The organism is Pseudorhodoferax sp. LjRoot39 (assembly GCF_964253035.1).
GTDB lineage: Bacteria > Pseudomonadota > Gammaproteobacteria > Burkholderiales > Burkholderiaceae_C > Pseudorhodoferax.
Genome location: NZ_CAXUQL020000001.1, coordinates 151,689 through 169,571, shown reverse-complemented (window position 1 = coordinate 169,571; position 17,883 = coordinate 151,689). Strand labels below are relative to the sequence as shown.

Here is a 17,883-nt window from a genome sequence, read left to right as displayed (position 1 = left end):
CCAGAGCCTGTAGATTCCGCCGATGTCTCCTGCCACTTCTCCCGTCCGCGCCACGGCGCGCGAATGGACCGGCTTGGCCGTCCTCGCCTTGCCCTGCCTGGTCTACGCCATGGACCTCACGGTGCTCAACCTCGCGCTGCCCGTGCTGAGCCGCGAACTGCAGCCTTCCGGCGCGCAGCTGCTCTGGATCCTGGACATCTACGGCTTCTTTGTCGCGGGCTTCCTGATCACCATGGGCACGCTGGGCGACCGCATCGGCCGGCGCCGGCTGCTGTTGCTCGGTGCGGCCTTCTTCGCGTTCGCATCGGCACTGGCGGCGCTGGCGCATACGGCCGAGCTGCTGGTCGCGGCGCGGGCGCTGCTGGGCCTGGCCGGCGCCACCATCGCCCCGTCGACCATGGCGCTGATCCGCAACATGTTCCACGACGCGGGCCAGCGCCAGTTCGCCATCGGCGTGTGGATCGCGGCCTTCTCGCTGGGCAGCGCGATCGGCCCGCTGGTCGGCGGCGTGCTGCTGGAGTTCTTCCACTGGGGTTCGGTGTTCTGGCTCAACGTGCCGGTGATGGCGCTCACGCTGCTGCTCGGCCCGCGGCTGCTGCCCGAGTACCGCGACCCGGCCGCGGGCCGGCTCGACCTGGCCAGCGTGGCGCTGTCGCTCGCGGCCGTGCTGCCGACGATCTACGGGCTCAAGCAACTGGCCGAGCATGGCATGGGCGTGTCGGCGTTGTCCGTCACCGTGCTGGGCCTGGCCGTGGGCGCGCTGTTCGTGCGCCGGCAGGGCCGCATCGCCTACCCGCTGCTCGACGTGCGGCTGTTCCGCCATGCGCCGTTCTGCGCCGCGCTGGCCGCCTATGCGCTGACCTGCCTGGCGATGTTCGGCGTCTACATCTTCATCACCCAGTACCTGCAGCTGGTGCTGGACCTGACGCCGCTTGCGGCCGGCATCGCCACGCTGCCATGGGCGCTGTCGTTCGTCGTGGGCTCGCTGGCGGCGCCGGCGCTGGCGGCGCGCTGGCCGCGTGCGCGCGTGATCGTGGTCGGCCTGGTGGCCGCGGCGCTGGGCTTCGGCCTGTTGGCCGCGGGGCAGGGGCTGTGGACGCTGGTGCCGGCCACCATCGTCATGGCGCTGGGCATGGCGCCGGTGTTCACCATCGGCAACGAGATCATCATCACCACGGCGCCGCCCGAGCGCGCGGGCGCCGCGTCGGCGCTGTCGGAGACGGCTTCGGAGTTCAGCGGCGCGCTGGGCATCGCGCTGCTGGGCAGTGCCGGCATGGTGGTCTACCGCCACGGGCTGGCAGCGGCCTGGCCGCCGGGGCTGGGCGCCGAGGCCCTGGCCGCGGCCGGGGCGTCGCTGGGCGGTGCCGTCCACCTGTCGCAGTCGCTGCCGGCAGGGCAGGGCGCAGCACTGTTGCAATCCGCCCAGGCCGGTTTCGCTGGCGCGCTGCAGGCCGTCGCGCTGGCCGGTGCCGTGCTGGTGGCGGTGGCCGCCTGGCTGGTCGCGCGGATGCTGCGCGGGGTGGACATGGTGGCCACGCCGCACTGATGGCGGCTACACGTCCTCGCTGCGCACGAACGATTCCAGCCCCTTGACCATGCGCGCGAGCTGCGGGCCGATCTCCTGCTCCAGCAGTTCGCGCGGGAACTTGCTGGCCTGGCCACCCGCGTTGAAGGTGACCACGCGGCCATCGGGCTGGCGGATGGCGGCACCCACACCGCTGATGTCGGTCTGCCAGTCGCGCACCACCACCGTGAACCCGCGTGCCTGCCATTGCGCGCGCCCGTCTTCGATGGCCTGGCGCGCCTGCGGCCAGCGCTCGCCCTCGGCCTGGCGGATCTCGGTCAGCAGGCGCTCGCGCTCCTTCGGCTCCATCACGGCCAGCAGCGCGTGGCCCATGGCGGTGTCGGCGATCGGAATGCGCGAGCCGATGTCCAGCCCCAGCGACAGCGGCGCGCCCGACCGGCAGTTCTCCACGTACAGCACCGACAGCGCGTGGCGGATGCCCAGCGAGACCGAGATGTCGTAGCGGTCCGCCAGGTCTTGCATGTAGGGCCGCGCGATGCGGCGCAGCTTGAGGTTGGAGACCATGGTGATGCCCAGCGCCGCCACGCTGTCGCCCAGCGCGTACTTGCCGCTCTCGCGCGAGTGGCGCAGATAGCCCTGCACGCACAGCGTGTAGGCCAGCCGCACCACGGTGGGTTTGGGCAGGCCGGTGCGCGCTGCAATCTCGGTGTTGCTGAGCCACTTCTCGTCGACCTGGAACGCGGCCAGCACGTCCAGCCCGCGCGCCAGCGCGGTCACGAAACGGCGGCTGTCCGCGCCCTCCTCGAAATCGATCTGCCGGGTCCGTCCCATGGGCGTCCTGTTAATTTTGCTGAGCGGAATTATTTGCCTGGTGCGGACCATGGATTTGTCATGGATTTCCCTAGGTAATCGCTTTCTTTGACGGGTGGATACTGAAATTCGGCTGTCCTCGGCATTCAAAAGAATTCCGCCAAGAGAAACAAAGCCGTCAAAACCAACAGGAGATGAACCCCATGCGATCCATTGCCTCGCGCGGCCGGCTGGCCGTCACCCTTTCCGTCCTCGCCGCGCTGGCGCTGTCCGCGTGCGGCGGTGGCGACGACGACGGCGACGAAACCCCGCCCGCACCCGAGGAGCTGCGTGTCCAGGACAGCCGCCAGTTTTCGGTCGACGAGACCCGCCTGCCGTTCACGGCCCTGGCCGGCGCGCCCGAGACCGACCGCTGGTGGGGCGTGCTGCGCGGGGCCGGCTACCGCGTCGAGGTGCCCAAGAACTGGAACGGCATGCTGGTCATGTACGCGCACGGCTACGGCGGCACCGGTGCCACCGTCAGCGTCAGCGACGCGCCGATCCGCGCGCACCTGATCGCACAGGGCTATGCCTGGGCAGCGTCGAGCTTCTCCAGCAACTACTACGACGTGCGCGCCGGTGTCGAGGACACCAACGCGCTGGCCCTGGCGTTCCAGCAGATCGGCGCGCAGAACGGCCGCACGCTGGCGGCGCCGAAGAAGACCTACATCATCGGCACTTCGATGGGCGGGCACATCGCGGCGGCCGCGGTCGAGGCCGAAACCATCGCGACGGCCAACAACCCCGTGCGTTACCACGGCGCCGTGCCGATGTGCGGCGTGCTGGGCGACACCGAGCTCTACAACTACTTCGGCGCCTCGCAGATCGCGGCCCAGCAGCTGGTCGGCGTGCCCGCCACGGCCTGGCCCGTGGCCAACTGGGCCACGCTGGCGCCGCAGGTGCGCTCGGCGCTGTTCACGACCTTCCCGAGCGCGACCACGCCGCTGGGCGACCAGTACAAGGAGATCGTCAAGCAGCTGACCGGCGGCGAGCGGCCGATGTTCAACGAAGGCTTCGCCGGCGGCATGAATGCCACGGTCTGGGGCACCTTCGGCCGCGACGGCACCATCAACGGCATCCTGAACAAGGATGGCTACGACACCACCGGCATCGTCTACCAGTTCGACAACGACCCGGCCCAGACGCCCGCGGAAACGGCCTTCAACCAGGCCGCCTACCGGCTCAAGGCCGATCCCGAGGCCAACCGCCTGCGCCGCGACGGCCTGCGCTGGTTCCCCAAGACCGCCGGGCAGATCAGCGTGCCGGTGGTGACCATCCACACGCTGGGCGACGTCTACGTGCCGTTCAGCATGGAGCAGATCTACAAGCGCCGCACCGTGGCACTGGGCACCGACAAGTGGCTGGTGCAGCGCGCCATCCGCGGCGTGAGCCATTGCGATTTCACGCTGGACGAGCAGACCGCCGCCTTCGACGCGATGACGAACTGGGAGCAGAACGGCGTCAAGCCCGCCGGCGACGAGGTGCTGGACCGCGCCACCGTGGCCAACCCGGCCTACGGCTGCAAGTTCTCCTCGGCCTCGCGCACGCCCAATAGCTGCCCGGCCAGCTGATTTTTCCCCCCAACGGCCCGGCGCCAGCCGGGCCATGTTTCCCCTGGAAGTCGAGACCATGAACGCACGTTCCTTCAAGCGCCGCACCCTCTCCCTGCTGCTGCTGGCCGCCGGCCTGGCGGCCGGCCCCGCCCTGGCGCAGGGCGACCGTTTCCCCAGCAAGGCGATCAAGATCCTGATCGGCTTCACGGCGGGCGGCTCCACCGACGTGCCGTTCCGCGTGCTGGCCGAGAACGCTTCCAAGATCCTCGGCCAGCCCGTCATCATCGAGAACAAGCCCGGCGCGGGCGGCATCCTGCCGGCGCAGATGATGCAGAGCGTGCCGGCCGACGGCTACACGCTGGCCCAGGTGCCGCTGCCGGTGTTCCGCCTGCCCTACACGCAGAAGATCAACTGGGACCCGGCCACCGACCTGCAGTACGTGATCGGCCTGGCCGGCTACTCGTTCGGCCTGGTGGTGCCGGCGGACTCGCCGATCAAGACCATGCAGGAGTACATCGCCTACGCCAAGGCCAATCCCGGCAAGCTCAGCTACGGCACGCCCGGCGCGCTGACCACGCTGCACCTGACGATGGAGAACATCGCCATGCAGACCGGCATCACGCTGAACCACATCCCCTACAAGGGCAACTCCGAATCGCTGCAGGCCGTGATCGGCAACCACGTGATGTCGGTGGCCGACACGCCGGGCTGGGGCCCCTACGTGGAGCAGGGCCGCCTGCGCCTGCTGTCGACCTGGGGCGACAAGCGCTCGACCAAGTTCCCGAACGCGCCCACGCTCAAGGAAGTGGGCATCAACCTCGTGCAGACCTCGCCGTTCGGCCTGGTCGTGCCCAAGGGCACCGACCCGAAGATCGCCCAGCAGCTGCACGACGCCTTCAAGAAGGCCATGGAGATGCCCAACTACAAGGAATCACTGGCCAAGTTCGACATGGAGACCTACTACATGGACAGCGCCACCTACAAGCAGTACGCGCTGGACACCATGAAGACCGAGAAGGTCATCATCGAGAAGCTGGGCCTGGCGAAGTAGGGCCCCAAGGGCGCAGGCCCTGCGCCGGCATGGCGGCCGGCAGCGCGCTTGCGGCACACCCGGCATGGGAGAGCCCGCAGCGCGCCCGCTGGCACTGGCCCGCCATGGACAGGGCCTGCGCCGCAGGTGTACAAACGTCCCTGCCCACTTCCAGGCGGTACCCACCATGAAGCAGCAACAGCATTTCTGGGAAGTCGACTTGATCGAACTGGTCAAGCGCTGGGCCGAGGACATGAAGACCTTCCTGCTCACGGTGCTGCTGTTCGTCGGGCTGTCGCTGCCCGTCGTGATCCCGACGCTGATCCTGTGGTATCTGGCCTCGATCGATTTCCGCGCGGTCGGCGGCATGACGCTGCCGCCCTGAGCGCCACGGGGGCAGGTGGCGCACACCTGCGGAGACAATGCGCGCATGGACGAACTCAAGACCATGCGCACCTTCGTCAAGGTGGTGGACGAAGGCAGCTTCGCGGGTGCGGCGCGCGCGCTCAACGTGGCCAACTCGGTGGTCACGCGCGCCGTGGCCGAGCTGGAGGAGTCGCTCAAGTCGCGGCTGCTGAACCGCACCACGCGCGCGCTCTCGCTGACCGATGTCGGCACCCAGTACCTGGAGCGCGTGCGCAGCATCCTCGAGGACATAGCTGACGCCAACAACCAGGCCAGCGAGGCCACCGGCCTGGTCCGCGGCCAGCTGCGCGTGGCCGCGCCGCAGGAGTTCCTGACCGCCAGCCTGGCGCGGCTGGTGCCACGCTTCGCGCAGCGGCACCCGGGGCTCAACATCCAGCTGCTGCTGTCCAGTCCCGAGGCCACGGTGCCCGACGATGCGGCCGACGTCACCATCCTGATCCACAACCCCGATCCGCTGGACGGAAACTTCGTCGCGCGGCTGCTCGCGCATGCCGAGGTGGTGCTCTGCGCCACGCCCGAGTACCTGCGCCAGCACGCGCCCATCGAGAAGCCCGAGGACCTGCTGGAGCACACCATCCTGGTGCCCGAGTCGGCCTTCGAGCGCAAGGTCTGGCTGTTCCATTCCGACGGCCGCGACGGCACGCCCGAGACCGCCACGCTGCAGCCGCAGCGCTCGGCGATCACGTCGCACAACGCGTCCGTGCTGATCGCGGCCGCGCGCGGGCATTTCGGCATTGCCGGCGCGCTGTCGCTCAACGTGGCCGACGACCTGCAGGCCGGCACGCTGCAGCGCGTGCTGCCGGCCTGGGCCGCGGCCAGCTACCGTGTCTACGCGGCCGTGCCCAGCCGCAGCCACCTGCCGCGGCGCACGCGCGCCTTCATCGAGTTCCTCGTGGAGCACTACGGCGGCGAGCCGAGCGACCCCTGGCTCAACGGCCAGGCGCGCTGACAGACCCTGGTCCCCAGCGCACACGGTGTCATCGCGGCGTCACGCCGCCGCCATACAAAGCCGCTCGCCTACAACCCGAGGAGAGCGTTTTGCAAAAGAACTGGATGTCGCTGGCGATCAGCGGCCTGTCGACCGTGGCCTTGTCGGCCGTGCTGGTGGCCTGCGGCGGCGACAACGACGAACCTGTCGCGTCGGTGCCCGATGCCGACAAATTCTTCAACCGCACCGCGACCTTCACGGTCTGCAGCCAGATCGGCGCGTCCTGCGAAGCCGACGCGGTGACGGCGGCCGAGATCGTCGCCGCAAGCGTTGACGGCATGACGCTGGTCTACAGCAACAGTCCCAAGGGGGAGATCGGCTTCGTCGACATCAGCGACGTGAAGGTCCCGAAGCCCCTGGGCGCGCTGGCCATGGGCGGCGAGCCGACCTCGGTCACCGTGCTGGGCGCGCACGCCATCGTCGCCGTCAACACCTCGCCGAGCTTCACGGCGCCCAGCGGCAAGCTGGTGGTGGTGGACATCGCCACGCGCAAGATGGTCGCCGAGATCGCGCTGCCGGGCCAGCCCGATTCCATCGCGCGGAGCAAGGACGGCAAGTACCTGGCCGTGGCCATCGAGAACGAACGCGACGAAGACCTGGGCGACGGCGCGCCGCCGCAGCTGCCGGGCGGCAGCCTGGTGATCGTGGACGTGGCCGGCGCGCCCGGCACCTGGAAGACGCGCACGGTGGACCTGGCCGGCATCGCCACGCTGTACCCGAACGATCCCGAGCCCGAGTACGTGGCCATCAACGACGACAACGTGGCCGTGGTCACGCTGCAGGAGAACAACCACATCGCGCTGGTGGACCTGGCCAGCGGCAAGCTCACCAGGCACTTCAGCGCCGGTGCGGTCAACCTGACCCAAGTGGACTTGACGGACGCGCCGCGCCCCAACCAGGTCAGCTTCACCGAATCGCAGCCCAACCGCCTGCGCGAGCCCGACGGCGTGACCTGGCTGTCCAGAACCCGCTTCGCCACCGCCAACGAGGGTGACCTCAACGGCGGCAGCCGCGGCTTCACGGTGTGGAACAGCGAGGGCAATGTGGTCTGGGACGCCGGCAATGCGCTGGAACACCTGGTCGCGCGCGTGGGCCACTACAACGACAAGCGCTCGGACGCCAAGGGCAACGAGCCCGAGAACGTCGGCTTCGGCCGCTTCGACGGCACGGACTATCTGTTCGTCGCCTCCGAGCGCTCCAGCGTGGTCTCGGTCTACGACATGAGCCGCCCCGACGTGCCGGCCTTCAAGCAGGTGCTGCCGACCGCGCTGGCGCCCGAGGGCGTGCTGGCCATCCCTTCGCGCAATCTGCTGATCGTGGCCAGCGAGGCGGACGATCGCGCCAGCCTGGTGCGCTCCAGTCTCAACATCTACCAGTACCAGACCGCCGCGCCGGCCTACCCGACCATCCAGTCGGCCGACCGCGCCGACGGCACGCCGATCCCCTGGGCCGCACTGTCGGGCCTGGCGGCAGCGCCCACCGGCTCCATCGTCTACGCGATCGACGACAGTTTCTTCCGCGGCAACCGCATCTTCGAGATCGACACCGCCAGCAAGCCGGCCCAGCTCAAGCGCGAGATCCGCATCACCGACCCGGACCGCAGGATCGCCGCGCTGGCCGCGCTGCTCCCGGCCGCCAAGGACGCCAATGCCTTCGACGCGACCGACCTGGCGGCCATGGTCAATGCCGACGGCACGGTCAACCTGGACCCCGAGGGCATCTCGCTTGCCAGCGGCGGCGGCTTCTGGATCGCCTCCGAAGGCGCGGGCACGGTGGGCGAGGCGGCGCGTCCGGTGCTGTCGGCCAACCTGGTGTTCAAGCTCACGGCCACCGGCGTGGTCCAGGACATCATCCAGTTGCCGGCCGATGTCAACGCCAAGCAGCAGCGCTTCGGCTTCGAGGGCATCGCCGAATCCAACGGCAAGCTGGTCGTTGCCTTCCAGCGCGCCTGGGCCGGCGAGACGCGGCCGCGCATCGGCGTCTACGACCTCACGGCGCGGACCTGGCAGTTCATGTTCTACCCGCTGGACGCCGTGGCCTCGCCCAACGGCGGCTGGGTCGGCCTGTCGGACATCACGGCCATGGGCAACAACCAGTTCATGCTCGTGGAGCGCGACAACCAGGGCGGGCCGGACGCGCGCATCAAGCGCCTGTACCGCATCGACCTGAGCGGCCAGCCGGACGGTGCCGTGCTCACCAAGACGCTGGTACGCGACCTGCTGCCTGACCTCAAGGCCCCGGGTGGCAACGCGGTCGAGAAGATCGAGGGCCTGGCGCGCCTGGCCAACGGCGAGTGGATCATCGTCAACGACAACGACGGCGTGGACGACGGCGCCAACAGCGGCGAGACGCTGCTGATCCGGCTGGGCCAGCTCAGCGGCGGCTGATTCCCGCCCACGGGTGGGCCAGGGCGCGGGGGGCCGGATACGGTACCCTCGCGCCTTTTCTTTCGCCCGGTCGTCCCGGTTCCTGAGCCTCCCGCGCCATGATCGCCCTGGATCTGCGTTCCCTGACCCTGATGGCGTTCATGACCAGCGTGGCCATGGGCTTCGTGCTGCTCATGCTCCGGCGGCACTACCCGGGCTCGATCCGCGGCATGTGGCTGTGGGGCCTGGCGCCCGTGGTGGCGGCCTCCTCGACCGTGTTCTACGGGCTGGAGAGGCTGTTCGCGCCGCTGGCGATCATCGTCTTCGGCAACGGCCTGCTCATGAGCGGCTGTGCGCTGTTCTATTTCGGCACGCGGCGCTTCTACGGCCTGCGCAGCGGCTGGCGGCCCTGGGCTGCGGTCGGCGTGCTGCTGCTGCTCTGGCAGGTGTTCTTCTACATCGGCTACCCGGACTACCGGCTGCGCCTGGCCGTGTTCGCCTGCACGCTGTCGGTGGTGCTGGTGCTGCACATCCGGTTGCTGCTGCAGCGCGCGGGCAAGGGCTTCGCGGCGCGCTTCACGGCCGGCGTGCTCACGGTGCAGACCCTGGTTCTGCTGGCGCGCGCGGTGTCCACCTTCTGGCTGGACGCGCCCGACTCCCACCGCTTCGCGCCCTCGGCCATGCAATCGGTCTACATCGCCACCTACAGCTTCTCGGTGCTGCTGGTCAGCGTGGGCGTGCTGCTGATGGCCAGCGAGCGCCTGCGCTCGGAGTTCGAGCACCTGGCCAACCACGACAGCCTGACCGGCGCGCTGGCCCGGCGCGTGGTGCTGGAGGACTGCACACGCGAGTTCGGGCGCTGGCAGCGTTTCGAGCACGGCTTCGCGCTGCTGATGGTGGACGTGGACCACTTCAAATCCATCAACGACGGCCACGGCCATGCGGTGGGCGACCGCGTGCTCTCGCGCGTGGTCGACGCGCTGGGCCATGCGCTGCGCAACGTCGACCGCCTCGGCCGTTACGGTGGCGAGGAATTCCTGGTGCTGCTGCCCGAGACCGGCGCCGGCGAGGCCCGCATGGTGGCCGAGCGCATGCGCGAAGCCGTGGCGCGCCTGCCGGCCACGGCCAAGGTGCCGGCCTGCACCATCAGCGTGGGCGTGGCCTGCGTGCGCCATGGCGACGCCAGTGTGGCGGCGGTGCTGGCGCGCGCCGATGCCGCGCTGTACGAGGCCAAGCGGCTGGGGCGTGACCGTGTGGCATTGGCGGCCGAGTGCTAGGATTTCGGGCATGAAGACCGAAACGATCCGTCGTGAAGCGCTCGCGCTTTCTGTCCAGGAGCGGGCAGAACTGGCGGAGCAGCTGTTGTCCAGTCTGGACGAACTGTCCGAGGCGGAGATTGCCCAGCTTTGGTCGACGGAGGCGGCTCGACGCGCCGTCGAGATCGACCAGGGCCAGGTGCAGCGCGTGCCCGCCGACGAGGTGCGCCGCCAGGCCCAAGCCCTGCTGAAGTGAGGTACTTCTTCGCCGAGGCGGCTCGGGTGGAACACCTGGAGTACGTGGCGTACTACGAGATGCAGCGTGCCGGCCTCGGCGCGCGCTACCTCGCGGCTTTCGACACGGCGATGGTGGCAATCTGCGCACATCCAGAACGGTTTCGCCTGGAAGACGCGCCCGCGATTCGGCGCTACAGGATGGCCGGGTTCCCATACAACATTCTTTACCGCCAGTCTGGCGACGACATCGAAGTGCTTGCGGTCGCGCCGCACAGGCGGCGACCTGGCTATTGGTCGGGCCGGGGTTGAGCGTTTCCAGACTCTGCGCTAGGCCGTACGCCGCACCAGCCCCAGCACCACCAGCCCGCTGGCCAGCACGCCCACGCCGACCCAGGCCGCGTTGAAGCCGCCCAACTGCTGCGAGTACACATAGCCCAGGCTGGACCACAGCATGTAGGCGCTGCTGGCGCAGAACAGCGCAGGCAGCACCGGGTACAGCGGCACGCGGAAGGGCCGCTCGCGCGTGCCGTCGATGGCGCGCAGCCGGAACAGCGCGATGCCCACCAGCAGGAAGAACAGCCAGAACACCGGCGCCGTGTACTCCACCATGGCCTGGAAGCCCCCCTTGAAGGCCACGCCCAGCACGATCAGCACCAGCGCCAGCACGCACTGGATCGGCAGTGCGTTGCGCGGCACGCGGCGCTCTTCGTCCCAGGCCGCCAGCACCTTGAGCGCCGGCCAGTCCTGGCCCAGCGCGCTGGCGGTGCGCGCGCCCACGATCATGGTGGCGTTGATGGAGGTCAGCGCCGCCGCTGCGACCATGGCCGCGATGAGCTGCCCTGCGCCGGGGCCGAAGGCGGCCGCCAGCACGTCGGTGGCCACGGCCTGCGACTTGGCCATGCCGGCCAGGCCCAGCACCGACCAGTAGGCCCAGTTCACGAGCAGGTACAGCGCGGTCAGGAACAGCACCGAGATCAGCAGCGCGTGCGCGATGGCGCGCCGGTCCTTGAGGTCGGCGCTGATGTACGCCGCATCGTTCCAGCCGCCGAAGGTCAGCAGCACGAAGACCATGCCGAAGCCCACACCGGCCAGCGAAACCGGGCCGGGCGCTGCCGCCGGTGGCGATGGGGCGCTGCCGCCGCCCAGCGCGAACCACAGCGCGGCGCCGACGATCAGCACCAGACCGCCGACCTCCACGGCCGTGAGCCAGGACTGCGTCTCGGCCCCGCTGCGGATGCCGCGCAGGTTGATCACCGTGAGCACCACGGTGGCGATGGCCGCCCACAGCGCGCTGCTGTAGGGCCCGAGCGGCAGCAGCTGCGTCATGTAGTCGCCGAACACGAAGCCCAGCAGCGCGATCGAACCGGTGGTGATGACCGCGAAGCGCGCCCAGGCGTACAGCAGCGCCGTGCTGCGGCCGAAGGCGCGCGCGAGGAAGTGGTACTCGCCGCCCGCGCTCGGGTAGGTGGTGGCCAGCTCGGCATAGCACAGCGCGCCGACCAGCGCGACCACGCCGCCCGCCACCCACAGCGCGAACATCCAGCCCGCGCTGGGCACGCTGCCGGCCACCAGGGAGGGCGCCTTGAAGATGCCCGCGCCGATGACCACGCCCACCGTGATGGCGATGGCGTGGCGCATGGTCAGCGGCGCGGCGGCCGCCGGCGATGTCATCGGGCGGTGCTCGCAGCGAACGCGCTGGCGTCCTGCTCCGCCGTCGCGGTGGTGGGCGCGATGGGCGCAGCCTCGCCGGTGCGGCGTGCCTCGAACGGCACGCCGGCCTGGCCCGGCCGTGTCGCCATGCCCGTGATGCGGTCACCCGCCACCTGGCCCTCGAACTGCCAGAGCTGGCCCCCGGGATCGCGCAGCCCGAAGCCGATCTGCGGACCGACGATGCGCGGGCGTACCAGGCTGGCGCGCAGTTCGCCGAAGCCCGCGTCGCCGTTGACCACCTGGTAGCGCTGCGTGAGCGACAGCGAGGCCTCGGGCAGGCCGGCGCTGCTGAGCTTCCAGTTGCCCGAGGCGTTGGCCGGCACATGCCACAGGTAGACGTCGCCGTAGCCGGCGCGGGCGGTCTCGTCGGGGGCCCAGTCGCCCATCGTGAACGAGTGCGAGACCACGCGCGTGCCCGGCGGCATCTTGAACAGCAGCGGGCGCAGCCGCAGGTTCAGCGCGGGCAGCAGGTACATGGTGACCACGGTGGCGCTGGAGAAGTCGGCCTCGAAGATGTCGGCCTGGCGGAACTGCACCTTGTCGGCCACGCCGGCCTCCTGCGCACGCCGGTTCGACAAGCCCACCATGTCGGCGTTGTATTCGAGCCCGGTGGCGCGCGCGCCGAATTCGCGCGCCGCGGCAATGGCGATCTTGCCGTCGCCCGAACCGAGGTCGAACACGCGGTCCGTGGGCTGGACCTCCGCCATCTGCAGCATGCGCGTGACGGTCTCGTCCGGCGTGGGGATCCAGATCACGTCCTTGCCGGCCTGGCCGCGCTGCGGCGCGTAGCCGCTGTTCTGGGCCAGCGTGGCCGAGGTGGCGAGCCCGGCCAGCGACAGCACGGCGAGCCGGCGGGACAGGGGAGCCTGGGCGATGGTCGTCACTGTGGGTCCTTGCTTCTGGGGAAACAGTCCGCGGTGCCCCGTGCAGCGCGGCTGGGGCGGGCGCATTGTGGAGGGACCACGGCGCCGCGCGGGCGACGCCCCCAGGGTTTCTGCGGGCTTCAGGCCGGCGCGGCGGGCGGCGGCGCCACCACCACGGTGGGCGGCGCGGCCATCGCCAGGCCGGCGTCGCGGAACGACTCCAGCATCGCGAACAGCAGGTCGCTGCGCACGCCGCCGGCGTTGCGCGGCCCGTCCACGTAGCAGATGGACTGGAACACCAGCATGCCGTTCTCCACGCCTTCCAGCGACAGCGAGGGCGCGGGCGTGGGCAGCACCTTGGGATGGGCAGCGCAGGCCGCCAGCATGAGCTCGCGCACCCGGGGGGCGTCGGTCGCCAGCGGCATGGGCAGGCGGATCAGCACCCGGCCCTCGGCGTTGCTGAGCGTCATGTTGCGCACGGTCTTGGTGATGAACTCGGAGTTCGGCACGATCACGGTGGAGCGGTCGCCGAGCTGGATCTCGGTGGCGCGCACGTTGATGCGCTTGATGTCGCCCTCGGTCGTGCCCAGCACCACCCAGTCGCCGACCTTCACGGGCCGCTCGGCCAGCAGGATCAGGCCCGAGATGAAGTTCTGCACGATGGCCTGCAGGCCGAAGCCGATGCCCACCGACAGCGCGCTGGCGATCCAGGCGATGCGGTTCACGCCGATGCCCAGCGCCGACATGCCGGCCGCCACCACCAGCACCACGCCCACGTAGTTGAGCAGCGTGGCCAGCGAGCTCTGCATGCCCGGCTCCATCGTCGTGGTGGGCAGGTAGCGCTCGCGCAGCCAGCGCTGGAACACGCGCAGCGCGACGAAGCCGCCCACCAGCACGGCGATGGCGCTGAACAGCGCGGCCGGCACCAGCTGGAATTCGCCGATCGAAAGGCCCTTGCCGATGCGGCCGGTCTGCTCCAGCACCTCGTCGGGCCGCGTGCCCAGCGGCGCCAGCAGCGCGATGACCATGTAGAAGAACAGCACCAGCCGCGCCAGCGCCGACAGCACCACGGCGGCCTGGTCCAGCGTGGCCGGCGCGAAGCCGAAGCCGCGCTGCAGCCGCTGGCCGAAGTCGCTCTTGGAGGCAACCACGGCCATGCACAGGTCGTCGGCGAACTTGAACAGCACGTAGAAGGTCACGCCCACGAGGCCGGTCCAGGCCAGCTGGGAAGCCAGCAGGCTGCCGATGGTCATGTAGCCGGCGGCGGTGAGCACGATCACGCCGACCAGTGCCAGTGCCACCGCGCCCATCGCCAGGCCGACCCACAGCGGGCGGTCGGGCTCGGGCGGGGTCGCCTCGTCTTCGGCCGCGGGCGCGGCGGCCTGCGGGCCATTCAGGCGCAGCAGCGCGCCCAGGATCAGCAGCGCCAGGACCAGCGCCGTCACGGTCTGCACCAGGTGCACGGCGGCCAGGCTTGCGCCGACGATCTCGACGATCTGCGTGGGAATCCAGACCAGCACGCCGACCAGCGCGAACAGCCAGGGATAGGGGTTGAGCCGCAGCGCCAGCGCATCCGGGATGCGCGGCAGCCGCCAGGACGGCCGCCGGTTGGCCAACAGCGCGCGGCCCAGGCCGGTGACGAAGGCGATGAAGAGCATCGAATCGTCGGCCAGCGCCACCAGCTTGCTGCTGAGCGGCCCGAACGCGGCGTGCGTGCGCAGCTGGGACAGCAGGCCCCGCATGGCCAGGGCCACGACCAGCAGGTTCACGGTCACGATGGCGATCACCAGCAGCGAACGGCGCAGCCGCCCGCCCGGCAACAGGCGCTGCGCGAGCCGGGCCAGGCCATGCTCGGCCAGCAGGTCGCCCACCGTGATGGCCAGCACCGCCAGCACCAACGCCAGCAGCACGGGGCCGATGTGCTCCGGTTGCCCCATGCGCTGCACGGCGGCCTGCAGCTCGTCGAGCAGCGGGGCCAGGCGCGCCTGGTCCTGCGGCCAGGCGTCGGCCAGTTGCTGCCAGAACACGCTGCCCAGCGGCGAGGGTGCGCGGCCGGTCAGCTGGGCCTCGAACAGGTCGCGCTGGCGGTTGCGCAGGTCGTCGCTGCGCTGCTGGGCGTCGACGACCACCAGGCGCGCGAGCCGGATGTCGGCGTCCACGCCGTTGCGGTCGCGCGTGAGCGTCTGGCGCTGGCGCGTGATGTCGGGGTCTTCGCTGGCGCCGGCCGCCGGCGCGGGGCCGAGCTCGCCCAGGCGCGCATTGAGGTCGTTGAGCTGGCCGGTGCGCGCCGCGATGACCTTGTTGGCGCCGGCGATCAGCGTGCCGTAGCGGCCCTGCAGCGCGCGCACGGCGTCGGCGCCGACGGCGGTCTCGGGCAGCTTCTCGAAGTCGCTGCGCAGCGTGGCCACGTCGGGTACGGGCTCGGCCGGGGCGGGTGCGGCAGGCGCGGGCGTCACGGGCTGCGCCTGAGGCTGGGCCTGAACGGGGTGCGCATGCAGCGCCAGCAGCAGCGAGAAGACGGTGGCCAGCGCGGCCAGGCGGATCCGGATCATGCGCGGATCATAGGTAAGCTCGCGCCCGCGCCCTCTTGCGCTGCACCGCTTGTTTCCCATGCCTGCAATTGCTTTCGACAGGGGCTTCCTGGCCCGCGCCATCGGCCTGGTGGCCCTGCTCCTGCTGGGCGGCTGCGCCAGCACGCGTGCCTGCGAGGCGGGCCTGTCGGCCTCGCCGCAGTACGAGGCCGAGGCTTGCCGCTTCCGCAACGCGGCCAACCCCGAGGCAAAGCCCTCGCAGGAGGGGTGGCGCATCTGGAGCCGCTTCTTCTTCGGCAAGAAGGAGGGCACGGTGCCGGTAGACGCCATCCCCGTGCGCCCGCTCACGCAGGCCCAGCTCGCGGCGCTGCCGCCGGACGCCAACCACGTCGTGCGCCTGGGCCATTCCTCGCACCTGCTCAAGCTGCAGGGGCGCTACTGGCTGATCGACCCGGTGTTCGGCGAGCGGGTTTCGCCGTTCAGCTTCATGGGCCCCAAGCGCTTCCACGCGCCGCCGCTGGCCCTCACGGAGCTGCCGCCCATCGAGGGCCTCATCCTCTCGCACGACCACTACGACCACCTGGACGTGCCGACCATCGACTACCTGAAAGACCGCGTGCAACGCTACTTCGTGCCGCTGGGCGTGGGCCGGCGGCTGGTGGAGATGGGCGTGGCGCCCGAGCGCATCACCGAGTTCGACTGGTGGCAGGCGGCCACGCATGCCGGCGTGCAGCTCACGGCCACGCCCTCGCAGCACTTCTCGGGCCGCGGCCTGTGGGACCGCGACAGCACGCTGTGGTCGTCCTGGGTGCTGGAGGTCGGCGGCCAGCGCATCTACTACAGCGGCGACTCGGGCTACTTCGGCGGCTTCGCGCAGATCGGCGCGCGCTTCGAAGGTTTCGACATCGCGCTCATGGAGAACGGTGCCTACGACGCCTGGTGGCCCTCGGTGCACATGACGCCCGCCGAGACCGTGCGCGCCTTCGGCGACCTGCGCGGCAAGACGCTTTACAGCGTGCACAACAGCACCTTCGACCTGGCCTTCCACCGCTGGCAGGCGCCGCTGGCCGAGCTCGCGGCGCTGGCCCAGGCCGGAGGCATCGACCTGGCCACGCCGGAGATCGGCGAGGTGCTGACGGTGGGTGCGCCGCGGCAGAACAAGCTGTGGTGGGAGGGGCTGCGCTGAGCAACAGCTTGTAGCGCAGCCTGCCATGGCCGGCCTGTACCATGCCTGCGCTTTGCCAAGGAGACCGATGTCTTACCTGCTGCTCATCCACGAACCCGTCGGCCAGCGCGCCACGCGCAGCGCCGCCGAAGGCCGCGCGGCCTACGACCAGATGCTGCGCTTCGGAGCCGACCTCAAGGCGCGCGGCCTGCTGGTGGCCGCCGAGTCGCTGGCCTCCGAGCATTCCGCCACGCGCGTGCAGAAGCGCAACGGCAAGACCAGCCTGCTGGACGGCCCCTTCGCCGAGGCCAAGGAGATGGTTGGCGGCTTCTTCCTGCTGAACTGCGGCACACGCGAAGAGGCGCTGGAGATCGCCGCCCAATGCCCGGCCGCCGAATGGTGCACGGTGGAAGTGCGCGGCCTGGCGCCCTGCTGGGACGACGGCCGGCCGGCCTGAGTTTTTTTCGCCGCGGCTGTCGAATCCGCGCACGCCGCTTCGTCGTGCAGGCATGGTCCACAGGAGAACACCATGCGATTCATGATTCTGGTCCGCTCCGTGCCGGCGTTCGAAACCGAGACGCAGCCGGTTGCCGACGATCCGGCGCACGCCGACATGTACGCGGCCATGGCCGCCTACCACGAGGAACTGGCCCGTGCTGGCGTGCTGCTGGACGCGGCCGGGCTCAAGCCCACGTCCGCGGGCTGGCGCATCCGCTACGGCGCCGGGGACCAACGCACCGTCATCGACGGCCCCTTCGCCGAGGCCAAGGAGCTGGTGGCCGGCTACACGCTGATCCAGGTGCGCTCGCGCGAGGAGGCGCTGGAATGGGCGCGCCGTTTCCCCAACCCGGTCGGCGCCGGCCAACCGGCCGAGATCGAGGTGCGCCAGCTCTACGAGGTCGACGACTTCCCGCCCGGCGACACCACCGACCGCTTCAAGAACATCGGAACCCTGTAAGGAGACCCACCATGCCGCAACACGCACAGATCTTCGTCAACCTGCCCATCAAGGACATGGCACGCAGCCAGGCCTTCTTCCGCAGCCTGGGCTACGAATTCAACCCGCAGTTCACCAACGAGCAGGGCGCCGCGCTGGTGCTGGGCGAGAACCTGTTCGCCATGTTGCTGGTCGAGCCCTTCTTCCAGAGCTTCACGAAGAAGGCCATCGTCGATGCGCACCAGAGCGTCGAGGTGCTGGTCTGCCTGTCGTGCGCCAGCCGTGAGGAGGTCGACGACCTGGTGCGCAAGGCCCGCGCGGCCGGGGCCACCGTGCCCGGCGAGCCGCAAGACCACGGCTTCATGTATTCGCACGGCTTCACCGACCTGGATGGCCATGTCTGGGAGCTCGTCCACATGCGTGGCGAGCCGCCGCAGGCCTGATCCG

17 protein-coding genes are annotated in these 17,883 nt (G+C 70.2%); 13 read left to right on the top strand and 4 right to left on the bottom strand.

Annotation, left to right across the window (positions count from 1 at the left end):
* Positions 1 to 22: 22 nt before the first annotated feature.
* Positions 23 to 1,546 carry an MFS transporter gene (locus ACSQ4M_RS00810; protein WP_436187784.1) on the top strand — a complete coding sequence of 508 codons (1,524 nt, stop codon included), beginning with the start codon at positions 23 to 25 and terminating at the stop codon, positions 1,544 to 1,546.
* A gap of 6 nt (positions 1,547 to 1,552) precedes the next feature.
* Here the strand turns inward: ACSQ4M_RS00810 and ACSQ4M_RS00805 are convergent, their stop codons facing one another.
* A complete protein-coding gene (locus tag ACSQ4M_RS00805) occupies positions 1,553 to 2,356 on the bottom strand; it encodes an IclR family transcriptional regulator (protein ID WP_436187783.1) in 804 nt (267 codons plus the stop codon).
* Between the two features lie 182 nt (positions 2,357 to 2,538).
* Here ACSQ4M_RS00805 and ACSQ4M_RS00800 point away from each other — a divergent pair, with 182 nt between their 5' ends.
* From ACSQ4M_RS00800 to ACSQ4M_RS00765, 8 genes are all read left to right on the top strand, one after another.
* The gene (locus ACSQ4M_RS00800; RefSeq protein WP_436187782.1) at positions 2,539 to 3,945 is read left to right on the top strand and encodes an alpha/beta hydrolase family protein; all 1,407 of its coding nucleotides are present in this window, start codon (positions 2,539 to 2,541) and stop codon (positions 3,943 to 3,945) included.
* 58 nt (positions 3,946 to 4,003) lie between these two features.
* Positions 4,004 to 4,978, top strand: coding sequence for a tripartite tricarboxylate transporter substrate-binding protein (locus ACSQ4M_RS00795; RefSeq protein WP_436187781.1), 975 nt, complete (start codon positions 4,004 to 4,006; stop codon positions 4,976 to 4,978).
* A gap of 166 nt (positions 4,979 to 5,144) precedes the next feature.
* The gene (locus ACSQ4M_RS00790) at positions 5,145 to 5,342 is read left to right on the top strand and encodes a hypothetical protein (RefSeq protein WP_436187780.1); all 198 of its coding nucleotides are present in this window, start codon (positions 5,145 to 5,147) and stop codon (positions 5,340 to 5,342) included.
* Between the two features lie 45 nt (positions 5,343 to 5,387).
* Positions 5,388 to 6,332, top strand: a complete 945-nt coding sequence (locus ACSQ4M_RS00785; RefSeq protein ID WP_436187779.1) for a LysR family transcriptional regulator — start codon at positions 5,388 to 5,390, stop codon at positions 6,330 to 6,332.
* An 89-nt stretch (positions 6,333 to 6,421) separates the two neighbouring features.
* Entirely contained in the window at positions 6,422 to 8,758 is a 2,337-nt protein-coding gene (locus ACSQ4M_RS00780) for an esterase-like activity of phytase family protein (protein WP_436187778.1), read from the top strand.
* A gap of 98 nt (positions 8,759 to 8,856) precedes the next feature.
* Positions 8,857 to 10,014 carry a GGDEF domain-containing protein gene (locus ACSQ4M_RS00775; protein WP_436187777.1) on the top strand — a complete coding sequence of 386 codons (1,158 nt, stop codon included), beginning with the start codon at positions 8,857 to 8,859 and terminating at the stop codon, positions 10,012 to 10,014.
* Between the two features lie 10 nt (positions 10,015 to 10,024).
* A complete protein-coding gene (locus ACSQ4M_RS00770) occupies positions 10,025 to 10,249 on the top strand; it encodes an addiction module protein (protein ID WP_436187776.1) in 225 nt (74 codons plus the stop codon).
* Positions 10,246 to 10,539, top strand: coding sequence for a type II toxin-antitoxin system RelE/ParE family toxin (locus ACSQ4M_RS00765; protein ID WP_436187775.1), 294 nt, complete (start codon positions 10,246 to 10,248; stop codon positions 10,537 to 10,539). The genes ACSQ4M_RS00770 and ACSQ4M_RS00765 overlap by 4 nt, the downstream gene beginning before the upstream one ends.
* Before the next feature lie 18 nt (positions 10,540 to 10,557).
* Here ACSQ4M_RS00765 and ACSQ4M_RS00760 read toward each other — a convergent pair whose 3' ends face one another.
* The 3 genes from ACSQ4M_RS00760 to ACSQ4M_RS00750 all read right to left on the bottom strand — a co-directional run bounded on the left by ACSQ4M_RS00760 (position 10,558) and on the right by ACSQ4M_RS00750 (position 15,355).
* The gene (locus ACSQ4M_RS00760; protein ID WP_436187774.1) at positions 10,558 to 11,901 is read right to left on the bottom strand and encodes an APC family permease; all 1,344 of its coding nucleotides are present in this window, start codon (positions 11,899 to 11,901) and stop codon (positions 10,558 to 10,560) included.
* The gene (locus tag ACSQ4M_RS00755) at positions 11,898 to 12,824 is read right to left on the bottom strand and encodes an SAM-dependent methyltransferase (RefSeq protein ID WP_436187773.1); all 927 of its coding nucleotides are present in this window, start codon (positions 12,822 to 12,824) and stop codon (positions 11,898 to 11,900) included. Before ACSQ4M_RS00755 ends, ACSQ4M_RS00760 begins: the two co-directional genes overlap by 4 nt.
* 119 nt (positions 12,825 to 12,943) lie before the next feature.
* Entirely contained in the window at positions 12,944 to 15,355 is a 2,412-nt protein-coding gene (locus ACSQ4M_RS00750; RefSeq protein WP_436187772.1) for a DUF3772 domain-containing protein, read from the bottom strand.
* Between the two features lie 58 nt (positions 15,356 to 15,413).
* Between ACSQ4M_RS00750 and ACSQ4M_RS00745 the strand changes: the two genes are divergently transcribed.
* From ACSQ4M_RS00745 to ACSQ4M_RS00730, 4 genes are all read left to right on the top strand, one after another.
* Positions 15,414 to 16,520, top strand: a complete 1,107-nt coding sequence (locus ACSQ4M_RS00745; protein WP_436187771.1) for an MBL fold metallo-hydrolase — start codon at positions 15,414 to 15,416, stop codon at positions 16,518 to 16,520.
* A 67-nt stretch (positions 16,521 to 16,587) separates the two neighbouring features.
* Positions 16,588 to 16,956, top strand: a complete 369-nt coding sequence (locus tag ACSQ4M_RS00740) for a YciI family protein (RefSeq protein ID WP_436187770.1) — start codon at positions 16,588 to 16,590, stop codon at positions 16,954 to 16,956.
* Positions 16,957 to 17,028: 72 nt separating this feature from the next.
* Positions 17,029 to 17,457: a YciI family protein gene (locus ACSQ4M_RS00735; RefSeq protein ID WP_436187769.1), complete on the top strand. Its 429-nt coding sequence runs from the start codon at positions 17,029 to 17,031 to the stop codon at positions 17,455 to 17,457.
* Positions 17,458 to 17,468: 11 nt separating this feature from the next.
* Positions 17,469 to 17,879, top strand: a complete 411-nt coding sequence (locus tag ACSQ4M_RS00730) for a VOC family protein (RefSeq protein WP_436187768.1) — start codon at positions 17,469 to 17,471, stop codon at positions 17,877 to 17,879.
* The last annotated feature ends 4 nt before the right edge of the window (positions 17,880 to 17,883 follow it).